The sequence below is a fragment of the Mycobacterium sp. genome, from assembly GCF_036490025.1.
GTDB lineage: Bacteria > Actinomycetota > Actinomycetes > Mycobacteriales > Mycobacteriaceae > Mycobacterium.
In genome coordinates this window covers 75,231-86,737 of record NZ_DASXEP010000072.1, presented here as the reverse complement: position 1 = coordinate 86,737, position 11,507 = coordinate 75,231, and the positions used below count along the sequence as shown (strand labels likewise).

The 11,507-nt window shown below is 65.9% G+C and carries 10 protein-coding genes; 2 read left to right on the top strand and 8 right to left on the bottom strand.

The window, feature by feature from the left end; translation table 11 throughout:
- Together VGG53_RS08425 and VGG53_RS08420 are read right to left on the bottom strand one after the other, a co-directional pair.
- On the bottom strand, positions 1–284 hold a 284-nt coding region (locus tag VGG53_RS08425), incomplete at its 3' end, for a MoxR family ATPase (RefSeq protein ID WP_331517588.1).
- 21 nt (positions 285–305) lie between these two features.
- Positions 306–1,553 carry a glutamate-5-semialdehyde dehydrogenase gene (locus VGG53_RS08420; protein WP_331517587.1) on the bottom strand — a complete coding sequence of 416 codons (1,248 nt, stop codon included), beginning with the start codon at positions 1,551–1,553 and terminating at the stop codon, positions 306–308.
- Between the two features lie 200 nt (positions 1,554–1,753).
- Here VGG53_RS08420 and VGG53_RS08415 point away from each other — a divergent pair, with 200 nt between their 5' ends.
- A complete protein-coding gene (locus VGG53_RS08415; protein ID WP_331517586.1) occupies positions 1,754–3,190 on the top strand; it encodes a hypothetical protein in 1,437 nt (478 codons plus the stop codon).
- 10 nt (positions 3,191–3,200) lie between these two features.
- Here the strand turns inward: VGG53_RS08415 and VGG53_RS08410 are convergent, their stop codons facing one another.
- On the bottom strand, positions 3,201–4,601 hold the full coding sequence (locus VGG53_RS08410) for a mechanosensitive ion channel family protein (RefSeq protein WP_331517585.1): 1,401 nt from the start codon (positions 4,599–4,601) through the stop codon (positions 3,201–3,203).
- Positions 4,598–6,778: an adenylate/guanylate cyclase domain-containing protein gene (locus VGG53_RS08405; RefSeq protein ID WP_414688918.1), complete on the bottom strand. Its 2,181-nt coding sequence runs from the start codon at positions 6,776–6,778 to the stop codon at positions 4,598–4,600. The genes VGG53_RS08410 and VGG53_RS08405 overlap by 4 nt, the downstream gene beginning before the upstream one ends.
- Before the next feature lie 141 nt (positions 6,779–6,919).
- Here VGG53_RS08405 and VGG53_RS08400 point away from each other — a divergent pair, with 141 nt between their 5' ends.
- Positions 6,920–7,774, top strand: a complete 855-nt coding sequence (locus VGG53_RS08400) for a ribokinase (protein WP_331517584.1) — start codon at positions 6,920–6,922, stop codon at positions 7,772–7,774.
- Positions 7,775–7,896: 122 nt separating this feature from the next.
- Here VGG53_RS08400 and VGG53_RS08395 read toward each other — a convergent pair whose 3' ends face one another.
- The 4 genes from VGG53_RS08395 to VGG53_RS08380 are packed head-to-tail and all read right to left on the bottom strand — an operon-like array spanning position 7,897 to position 11,387.
- Positions 7,897–8,568, bottom strand: a complete 672-nt coding sequence (locus VGG53_RS08395; RefSeq protein WP_331517583.1) for a TIGR04282 family arsenosugar biosynthesis glycosyltransferase — start codon at positions 8,566–8,568, stop codon at positions 7,897–7,899.
- Entirely contained in the window at positions 8,565–9,227 is a 663-nt protein-coding gene (locus VGG53_RS08390; protein ID WP_331517582.1) for a glycosyltransferase family 2 protein, read from the bottom strand. Before VGG53_RS08390 ends, VGG53_RS08395 begins: the two co-directional genes overlap by 4 nt.
- 25 nt (positions 9,228–9,252) lie before the next feature.
- Positions 9,253–10,281: an NAD-dependent epimerase/dehydratase family protein gene (locus VGG53_RS08385; RefSeq protein WP_331517581.1), complete on the bottom strand. Its 1,029-nt coding sequence runs from the start codon at positions 10,279–10,281 to the stop codon at positions 9,253–9,255.
- Positions 10,278–11,387 (bottom strand): hypothetical protein, encoded by a 1,110-nt coding sequence (locus tag VGG53_RS08380; RefSeq protein ID WP_331517580.1) that lies wholly within the window; start codon positions 11,385–11,387, stop codon positions 10,278–10,280. Before VGG53_RS08380 ends, VGG53_RS08385 begins: the two co-directional genes overlap by 4 nt.
- Between the last annotated feature and the right edge of the window lie 120 nt (positions 11,388–11,507).

Sequence of the window (11,507 nt, the reverse complement as noted above, 5' to 3'; positions counted from 1 at the left end):
ATCTGCTTGGCGTGGTTCCACTCGTAGAGCGCACGGGCCTCGTCGACGCCTTCGTAGCACTGCAGGCGGACCAGTTCCGATTCGGTGGCCTGCGCGACGGCGCGGGCCAGTTCGGTCTTACCCACACCGGCCGGGCCTTCCACCAGAAGCGGCTTGCCGAGCCGGTCGGCGAGGAAAACCGCAGTGGCGGTGGCGGTATCGGGCAGGTAACCGGTTTCCGCCAGCCGCCGACCGACGTCGTCGATATCGGCGAACAGCGGGGCAGGCCGCGCGGGCACACTCACTTTTTCGTTCTCCTAAGCAGGTCAGGCCGGGCGGGTCTGACCGTCTCCCCAGACGATCCATTTCGTCGAGGTCAATTCCGGCAGTCCCATCGGACCGCGGGCATGCAGCTTCTGGGTCGAAATGCCGATCTCGGCGCCGAACCCGAACTGCTCGCCGTCGGTGAACGAAGTCGACGCGTTCACCATCACCGCGGCCGCATCGACGCCCTCGGTGAACCGTTGGGCGGCAGCCATATTGGAGGTCACGATGGCCTCGGTATGCCCGGTTCCGTATTCGTTGATGTGAGCGATGGCCGCATCGACCCCGTTGACCACCGCGACGGCGATCTCCATCGTCAGATATTCGCGACGCAAGTCAGCCTCGCCGGGCTCGAGGTGCACCGTCACGCCGGCGTCTTGTAACGCGCCGACAAGCCGCGGCACAGCCCGGTCGGCGATCGCCGCATCGACGAGCAGTGTCTCGGCAGCGTTGCACACGCTTGGCCGACGAGTCTTGGAGTTCAACAGGATTCGCTCGGCCATGTCGAGGTCGGCGGCATCGTGCACGAAGACGTGGCAGTTGCCGACCCCCGTCTCGATGGTCGGCACCTGCGAGTCGCGGACCACTGCGTCGATCAGGCCCGCTCCCCCGCGCGGGATCACCACGTCTACCAGACCGCGGGCCTGAATCAGATGGGTGACCGACGAGCGATCGGCAGCCGAAATCAATTGGACGGCATCGGCCGGCAGGTCTTCGCTCACCAGGGCCGCACGCAATATCGACACCAGCGCCTCGTTGGACTTCGCCGCCGAGGCACTACCGCGCAACAGCGCGGCGTTGCCGGACTTCAGCGCCAGCCCGAACGCGTCGACGGTGACGTTGGGCCGGCCCTCGTAGACGATCCCGAGCACGCCGAGCGGAACGCGCTGCTGACGCAGGGCCAGCCCGTTGGGCAGGGTGTAGCCACGCAGCACCTCGCCCACCGGATCGGGTAGCCCGGCGACCTGGCGCAGGCCTGCTGCGATCCCCTCGACGCGCGGGGGGTCCAGCGCCAGCCGGTCGATCATGGCGGCCGGTGTGCCGGCGGCGCGCGCTACCCGCACGTCCTCGGCGTTGGCCGCCAGTATCTGGTTGGTGCCGACAACGATCGCGTCCGCGGCGATACAAAGCGCCTGGTCCTTGGCGACCGTCGGAAGCGAGGCCAGCACGTGGGCGGCCACCCGGGCCCGGCGCGCCGCGTCGTGCACCTGCTGGCGCACGTCGGGGGCCGAGAAGGCATGCACACTCATTGATCAAGGGTAGCGGGCACGCCATCGGCCGGTTGACACGGCTCTGTGCGACGTTGCGGCCGAGCCGACAACGCGACATCCCAGCTGCAATTGCGGACTGCACCTGACCGCCAATGGGGTACCCTCACCTGCGAAAAAGCTAGCGGGTCAGCATCAACCGAATCGAGACTCCACTGGTCGGCCGTCGTATCAACCGCCCCTTGGCCGCAGCCGCTGGTGGGCTGGTCGGCGCCGCCTTCCTGGCTACGGCCACTACGGCTACCGCCTTCGCCGACAGCTACCAGATCAGTCCCGATCCGAGTTCCAGCGAAGTAGTCACCGGATTTTTCGGCGAACCCGCGACTCCTCCCGCTGTCGCCGGAAGCGTCCAGGGCGGACAGGTATTCGACGTCTTTGACAAGACCACCGGTCAGACAGTGGGAACGTTCGACGCCGACGAAAGCACCCAGCCGTCGTTGTACGGCGCCGCCCACGAGTTACTCCTGGTCACCAGCGACCTGTCCGGCACCGGGGGCACCGCCACCGGGGATACTCCGCCGGTCGGCTCGGTGATCGATATTGCCGATTACGGTCACGGCTACCAGACCATCTTCTCCGCCCTCGCCGGGTCCGACGGCGACGTGCTCACGAAAACCTTGACGACCCCCTTCGGCACGGTGTCCATGCCGGCCTATTACGACGTCGCCGCAGGTCTTGGCAGTCACACGTTGGACGACACGCCACTGCAACTCACCGACGGCTACTACTTGGCTCCTGCCACCGAGGCGACCGAAAACATCAGCGCAGTAACCGGGGTGCCGCCGGCTGACATCGCCGTTGAGGGAAATGACGTATTCGAGGTCTACAACGCCAGCGATCAAGCGATGGGCGCGTTTGAAGCAGACGTGACCAACACGTCGGATGTCCTGTTCAACTACACCGAGGAAATTTTCGTCACCCAGGACGTCTCGGGCACCGTAGGGACCGCCGCCGGGGATACACCGGCGGTGGGCACCCTCTACAACGTCTTCTACCTTTTCGGTTCCCACTCGATCTACAACCTCTACTCCGTGACGCCGTCGTCGTCGGGCAATGTCGTCTCGGATACCTTGGTGTCCCCCTACGGCGAGATCAAAATTCCCATCCCCTGGGACGCGACCACGGCAACGGCCGTCAACTCGTTCACGATCCCCACTGACGGCGAGAGCATCGTCCCGGTCGGCAACGAACAGATCTTCGGATTCAACGGGGTTCCGCCGCTGGACTCAAGCGTCCAGGGATTCCAGATGTTCGAAGTCGACGACGCGTCCGGCAACCCGATCGGGACCTTCGACGCCGACATCACCACGGCGACAGGCCTTTTCGGCAATTCCAGCGAGGCGGTTCTGGTCACCGCCGACTCGGGCGCTGCCGGCCTCACGGCAGGCGATCTTCCGCCGGTGGGCTCGGTGTTCGACGTGAACGACTACGGATTCGGCTACGAGACCATCTATTCCGACCTCGTCTCGACGACCGGCGCGAACGTGGTCACGGAGACCTTCGTGACACCGATGGGCGACTTCGCCCTACAACCCTTCATAGACCTTGCCGCAAACGTCCCGGAGGGCTCGTTCTTCATCCCCACCTCGCTCACCGACCTGGTGTCCAGCCTATTCTGACTCTGAGTTGTCAACGGGCTCGGGATATCTCGGCGCGGGACGTTTCTTTTCGCCGGTCTTCGATGATGCGGCCCAACTCCTGCAGCAGTAACGGTGTGCGCATCACCAGGTCTTCGATGTGCTCGCGATCGATCTCCAACGCAGTCACCTCTTCCAGCGCATACGCGCCGGACAGGCTGGGTTGACGGGTGAGGGTGGTCAACCCGAGGAATGAACCTTCGTCCAGCAGGCTGAGTGGGATCACCGAACCGTCGCCGGTGGTCGTGGTCAGGCGGATACTGCCCTTGATCAAAAACGTCATCCCCGTTGGCACTTCGCCGGAGTATTGGACGACTTCGTCGGTTCCGTACCGAACTATTTTCGCGTGCGGGACCAGTGACTGCTGGTCGGTGAGGCTCAACCGCAACGCAGGCGCCACCACGGTTCGCATCGCCATCTGCACCCGCGCCGGGGTGGAGAAGTCATCGCCGGCGCCGTCGAGGTGCAGACCTTCGCGCCGTGCCGCGTACCAGATCCACCGCAGGAATATCGCTTTCGCGGCACCGTGGTCGGCGGGCGACTTCAGCGCGATGCTGACCTGATACTCGCCGGCGCCGCCGGCCGTCGAGCTCGGCGCGACATCGGTTTTGCGTTGCGGCAGCGTGCTTGCCAGCCGTACCAGCAGACGACGCACCCGGTCGGGTGGGTCGGCCACCGAGAACGTGGTCGTGATCGACAACGTGTACGCACCGGGCGGACGGCTCAGATTCGTGAACGAGGTGGCAGCCAGCACCGAGTTCGGTGTGATCTGCAAACCGTGGCCGGTCTGGATGTGGACGGCACGCCAATTCGCTTCGACGATGCGTCCACGTGCCGCCGGTGTGTCCAGCCAGTCGCCAATCCGGAATGGCTGCTCGAACAACATGAACAAGCCGGACACGATCTGGCCCACCGAGTTCTGCAACATCAGGCCGATGACTACCGACCCCACACCCAGCGCGGTGAACAAGCCGCCTACTCGGATACCCCAGATGTAGGAGAAGATGAGAGTCAGGCCGACAGCTATCAGCAAAAACCTTGTGACATCACGGAATATCATCGGAACTCGCTGGCGCCACGACCCCTGCGGCGCAGCGTCGAACAAGGTGGCGTTGAGGCCGGACAACAGCAGTAGCAGCACCACGAAGCCGAGCACCGTCGCAAGCACCCGTACCGAAGTGAACTGGGCGGGCACCCGCGCCACCTTGACCAACAGCACCAGCAGCGCGCCCAACGGCACGATGTAATTGCGCAGCAGATGCACCGGTCTGGCCAAGGCGCTTCGCCGGCCGGCCAGGAATTGGCTCCATTCGGTGAGACCGATCAGCACGATGGGCAATCCAAGGACCAGACCGATGGCCCAGTACAGCCACAAGGGGTCGACGGCGTTCACTTGCGTTCCGCCAATCGCCAGATCGGCTGCGCAGAGCCGGCGACGGTGATGCTTCCCGCCGGGGTGAACTGCCGAATGTCACGCATCACCTCGTACACGTCTGAAGTGACATAGATACCGGAATCCGATGCGCCGCTGCGCATCTGATGGGCCAAGTTCACCGCGGCGCCCCACATGTCGTAGATGACGCTGGACCTGCCGACCAGTCCGCTGATCACGTTGCCGGTATTGACGCCGGCCCGAATGCTGAGGTGATGGCCCCTACCGGTGTTGAAGCGCTCGATGATGCGCTGCATCTCGACGGCGAAGTCGATGGTTCGGGGCACGCTATCCAGCCGCGGGACGTTCAATCCGCAGCTGGCGAGATAGCCGTTGTGCACGGTGCGAATGGGCTCGACGCCAAGGGTTTCGGCGGCCGAATCAAGTTCCCGCACCAACTCGTCGACGATGCCGACCATTTCGTCGCCGGACAGCCCGCTTGACATCTCGTCGAGGCCGACGATGTCGGCGAAGATAACCGCGACGTCCTGGTGTTCTTGCGCGATGGTCTGCTCGCCGTCGCGGTAGCGCTGCGCGACCGGTTCGGGCATCAACGACAACAGCAGACGGTCGTTTGCATCACGCTGTTCGGTGAGCAGGCCCTCCTTGATCTCCAGGCTCCGACTCATTTCGTTGAAAGTCGCTGTGAGATCGCCGATTTCGTCGCGGGAGGTGACCGGTATCGCGACGTCGTAGTTGCCGGCGCTGATTTCCTCCGCGCCGGCCTGCAGCCGCCGGATGGGCCGCACGAATGCCTGGGCGATCAGCATCGCGAGCACGCAGAGGACGAAGACCATTGCGGCGGCCGTCACGACCAGGGTCCGGGTGAATGCCTCGATCCGAGCATAGGCCTCGGCCCTGTCCCGTGTCGCCAGGATCGACCAGCGCAGGTCCGAATTCGGCACGGTGAGCGGGGCGTAGGCCACGAGTTCAGCGTCTCCCAGATAGCCGGTATCCATCACTGTTCCGGTCTGCCCCCGCTGGGCAGCATGAAATGCCTCGGACTGCACCGGCTGAACCAGCGTTGTGCCGTGCCACCGCAGCGCTTTGGCCACGATGTCGGGCGGGGTGCCTGCCGCAACAGCGTCGCGCCGATATTTGTCGGGATCTTGCAGAAACAACCGCGAATCAGAGCGCATCAGTCCGTCCGAGCCGGCCAGGTAGGTCTCCGCGGTCTGACCCATACCGGCGGCTTTCCAGTGCTGATCGGCGGTCATGATCCGGTTGACCTTCGAGATCGGCAGCGGCAGCGCCATCACGCCGGCCGTCCTGCCGCCGACGTTGATCGGCGACACCAGCCACGCGATGGGCATCCCGCCGGCAGCCTGAAAAGTCTGGAAATCGGTGATCCAGACAAAATCGACCGCGTCGGCGGCCATCGCCTTTTCGTAGGCACCGCGCAGATTGGATTCGCGGTACGGCCCACTGAGGATGTTGGTGCCCAACGCCGCACCCTTGTTCACGTTGAAGACCACGTTGCCCCGGGTGTCGAGCAGCATCGCATCCCGGTATTCGAAGCGGGTGGCGATCTCGCGAAAGTAGTTGTTGAAGCGCGCATTCGCCGCCGACCACGCGCTGCCGTCGTCTGCATCCTCGGGCGCAGCCGACGTGCCCGAGGACGGGACGGTGTAGTGGAATTGGAGATATTTCTGGGCGTTGCTGCTGGGCAAGACAGCGGTCATGTCCAGCTTCTGGCCGGTTGTCTGCTGGATCGGTTTGATCAGCTTGTCGGTGTAGTAATTCTCCAATGCCTGCTGTTGGCCGGGATCGCTCGGCGCATTGGCCAATTGGTCGAATCCGGCGGTAAAGGCCTGCACCGCATCTTCAGCGGTCGATCCACGGGTGTAGACCACCAGCGAATTCGTCAAATCGGCGAACAGCATGTCGATCGCGCGCTTCTGTGCCTCGCGCAGTTGCGTCATGCGCTCGGCGGCGACGGGCATCAGCGTGTTTCGGCCGGATATATATTCGACGACGCCAATCACCGCCAACGAGGCGAGGCTGGACACCAGCAGCATCAGCATGATCTTGGACTGGATGCTCAACCGGGACAGCTGCCGCGGCTGACGACGCCTGCCCCTTTCGGCCGGCGCCGTTTGGTCGTGTGCTCCCAGGTCAGTTGAGCCCCGCGCCGCCAATCGGCTTCCTTTCGCTGCCGGTCCAAAAAGCCCACATCACGCAGCAGAATAACGCGAACGCTGTAGCGACATCGGATTTGCCGAAAACCGTTATCAACACGTCGTTTGTGTATCCGAGCGCTACTCCCTAACGTCGGCGGAATGACACGGGTGTGCGTGGTGGGCAGCGTGAATATGGATATCGGGTTCGATGTCGACACGCTCCCCCGCCCGGGTGAAACGGCCTTGGCGGCGTCGGTGCGCTCGACACCCGGGGGCAAAGGCGCCAATCAGGCGGTGGCAGCGTCCCGCGCGGGCGCGCACGTGCAGTTCGTCGGTGCCGTCGGCGACGACCCGACGGCAGCGCAATTGCGCGAGCACTTGAACTCGAACGGCGTCGGCACCGACGGGCTGATCACCGTAGCCGGGCGTAGCGGCAACGCCGTCGTCATCGTCGACTCCGCCGGCGAAAACATCATCGTGGTGGCCGCGGGCGCCAATGGTCAGCTCACGCTGGACTCGGCGGCGCTGCGCAGAATCGTTGCCGACTGCGATGTGTTGTTGCTGCAGTTGGAGATTCCGGTCGCCACCGCGACAGCGGCTGCCCGCGAAGCGCATTCGGCGGGGGCGATCGTGGTCCTCAACGCCTCACCGTGGGGCTCCGACGAGGCCGAGCTGGCGCAGCTGGCTGAGGTGACCGACGTCTTGGTGGTCAACGAAACCGAAGCCGCGCACTGGGTTTGGCCCGTCGCGCATCGGGTGACCACTCTCGGTGCGCGCGGCGCCAGCTACACCGGCGACGACACGGAGTTCACGGTTACCGCACCGGTCGTGGACGCGCTCGACACCTCGGGCGCCGGCGACGTGTTCGCCGGTGTACTGGCCGCCGGCTGGGCCGGTGACCACGACCACGCGTTGCGGCGAGCCTGCGCCGCCGGTGCGCTCGCCACACTGGTGCCGGGTGCCGGGAATTGCGCGCCGTACGCCGAAGCGATCGACGAAGCGACGCTGCCTTAGCGTGACTCGCGCCGGACGTCGTGGGCGATGGCGAGACCGTCGGCGGTGTCCAGCTCGGCGGCCGTCTGGCTTCGATGGGTGTCGACGACGCCGCAGCTTGGGATCCGGAATTGGTTGTGCCGTCAGAGTCCGGCCGCGTGGGTGACCCGAGCGAAACGACCGGCGGGATCACAGGCATTACGTACCGCGGCGACATCGTCAACGACGTCGACGTCTGCCAGAGTCTCGACTGTAGTCACGTCAACACCCCTGTTGCGCAACGCTTTCGCTGTGAGCTCGCCGGTATCAGGTCGCGACATCGGGACACTGCGCAAGTATTGCGCCGTTGCCGGCTTATTTAGGCCGAGGATCCACCAACCGCCGTCGCACGCCGGCCCGAGCACAGCTTGCGCCTCCAGCAGCCGACGTGCGCAGCTGGCCAGCAGTTGATCCGTCACCTGAGGCGTGTCCATTCCGATTTGCAGCACGGGATGCCCTTCGCACACGGCGCCCGCGTCGCCGTGCGCGTTGACGAGACGGTCGGCGAAGTCGTTGCCGCGCTGCGCGATTACCGTAAAAGACTCGAGCCGACGAAGGATATCGTCGGCGCCCGCAGCGGCGTTCAGGTCACCGGTAAGCGCGACGACCCGCGCGGCTACCGGCGTAGCCGCCACCGCGTCCAACGTGTCGAGGAGCGCCGCGGCGGCGATCTCGGCCGCGACGCGGTCGCCGACACTCGCGGCGAGTCGGGTCTTAGCCTTGCCGGGCTCTGGCGCTTTGGCGACCACCAGCAGGGTCACCGGTATAACGCTCACGAGATCACCTTCCAAAAGTCCAGAATCGCGATGACGCTGCCCCGAAGGGAACCGCTGACCTTTGACTTACCGCCCGTGCGAGGACCGTAACTCACGTCGAACTCAACCACTCGCCAGCCGGCCGCCGCGGCCCGCACAAGCAGTTCCAGCGGGTACCCCGAACGCCTATCGGCCACACCAAGATTCAGCAGGGCCTCGCGCCCCGCTACCCGCATCGGCGCGATGTCGTGGACAGGCAGGCCGTGGCGGTTTCGCAGCCGCCAACTCATCATCACGGTGCCCAGCCGGGCGACCAATGGCCACTGCAGCCCACGCACGGGGCGCCGTCGGCCGATCGCCAGGTCGGCTCCTTGGTCGAGTGCGGCTACCAGACGCGGCAGGTCCCCTGGGTCCATCGATCCGTCGGCGTCGATAACCGCGACGATCGGGGTTGTCGCTGCGACCACCCCGGCTTGGACCGCCGCGCCGTAACCGGGCCGCGGCTCGGCAATCACCGCGACGCCGTGACGGCGGGCCACCCCGGCGGTGTCGTCGGTGCTGTTGTTGTCGACCACCAGGGCCCGGTAGCCGGCAGGTATGGCCGCCAGCACCGCCGGCAGCGACTCCTCCTCGTTGAGGCACGGCAGCACCACGGTGACCAGATCGGTGGGGTTGCGCATTTGGTCCGACACTAGGCCAGACCCGCTACCGCAGCGGCGCGAACGCGAACCGACGCAGGCCCTCGCGCGGATCGATTGCCGCACGGAACCCCAGCACCTCGGCTGCCCGCGCGGGCTCGGCGACGATGTGGCGCACGTCGCCGCTGCGATACTGCCCAGTGATGCGCGGGGACAGCGCACCGTCGCGGGCTTCGCACAGTGTGGCGGCCACCTCCAGGATCGAGATTGGCCGCCCCGAGCAGACATTGACCGCGGTGAAGCCGTCCCGGTCGGTTGTCGCCGCGACATTCGCGGCGGCCACGTCGTCGACGTGGACAAAGTCACGCATCTGGCCCCCGTCCTCGAAAACCTTTGGTGTCTCACCCTTCTCGAGTGACGAACGGAAGATCGCCGCCACCCCGGAATATGGAGTGTCGCGGGGCATTCCGGGACCGTAGACGTTGTGGTAGCGCAGTGCCACTACCGAACCGCCTGTCGACTCCGACCAGGCCAGCGCGTAGTGCTCCTGTGCGGTCTTGCTGGCCGCGTAGAGGCTGCGCGGGCGCAGGGGGGAGTCCTCGTCGACGAGCCGCCACTGCAGCTCCTCGCCGCCGAGCGGGCAGCGATGCTCGAAAATACCCGCGTCCAGGTCAGCACGCCGCCGCGGCAACGGGTCAACCCGTCCGTGGTCAGGACAGGCGTAGCCGCCCTGTCCGTACACCACCATCGACGACGCCAGCACCAGACGACGGATTCCGGCGGCAAACATTTGCGCCAGCAGCACCGTGGTGGCGAAGTCATTGTGGCCGGCGTAAGCCGGGGCGTCGGCGGCGTTCACGCCGGCCCCGACCATTGCGGCCTGATGGCAGACCAGGTCGACACCGGCTAACAGCGGCGCCAGCGCCTGGCCGTCCCGGATGTCGACGCGGTGGCATCCCGGCGGCCACCGTGGATTTGGTCCATGCGCGGCGGGCAACAATAGGTCGACACCGACCACGTCGTGCCCGGCGGTGCGCAGCGCCGCACCCACCCTTGAGCCGATGAAACCGGCCGCCCCGGTCAGCAGCACTCTCACGGCAGATTCGTGTCCTTTCGATGTTGGCGACAGCGTCGACGTTGCCCGTTCAGCCCGCAGGCAGCAGGTCCGGAGTGACGATCTGCAAGCCGCTGCTGCCCCCCCGGGGCACTACCCGTCACCAGCACGTCGCCCGAACGCGGATCGACGGCCACCGAATTGGGCTGTTGCACGGTCGGCACATCGCCGAGTATCCGTGGTTTCGTCGCATCCGAGACGTCGACCACCCGCAACAGGTTGGTTGCGGTCAGGGTGGCGTAGAGGCGGCGGCGCGCCGCGTCGTAGGCCAGCCCGTAGGGTTTGCCCGGAACGTCGACCTTCGCGACCTGGGTAAGCTGCGGATCGATGCGCTCGATGAAGACGACGCCGCCGTCGGTGTCGGCAAAAGCGGCCAGGTCTTCGGACAACGCAACTGCGTGGGTCAGTTTTACCCCGACCGGGCCGTGCGCCAGCTGTCGGCGGGTCGTGCCGTCGTAGACCCACACTCCGTTCCCCTGCACATCGGCTACCGCGGCGTAATCACCCAACGCCGCGACACCGCCTGGCTGGACCGGGCCGGCGGGAAGCGACCCCACCACGGCGGCGCCCCGCACGAAGACCACGCCACCGCCGTGCTCATTGGTGACGACGATCGTGCCCCCGGCGGTCTGGACTGCATCGTGCGGTTGACGGCCTACACCTGCCGCGGTGGAGGTCACGCGGCCGTCGGCGAGGGTCAGCTCGGATAGCTCGTTAGAACTCTCGAGCGGCACCAGCACCGGACCGTTCGGTCCGGCCAGGCTCAGGTGCCGGACCGCTCCGACCGTCGGAACCGTCTGACGCACCGCACCTGTGACGGCGTCGATCAGCTTGATGCCGTTGGGATTTCGCACGACGACCGCTCCAACTCCGGACGTTCCGACAACAATGCCTTCGGGCGCGTTGCCGACCGGCACCACTCGGCCGGCCGGCGGCACGGCCGGCGGCCCGGCAGTCGCGGGCTCAGCGGCGGCTGTGGCCGCGCGGGCCGAGGTCGTCGCGGCCGCCGGTGAGCGCGTATCGCTGCTGCAGCCGATGACCAGCAGACCGATCGCCACGAAGCACACCAGCGCGGGACGCGAGCTCATCCCCCCACTGTGCCCGACTGCGATCCCTTACCTCTTCGAGTCTTGCCAAGTTTGGAGAGCGCTTCGCCGGCAATCCTGATCACGATCAGCAACGAATGGCAGTTAAATGCATCGAGAATG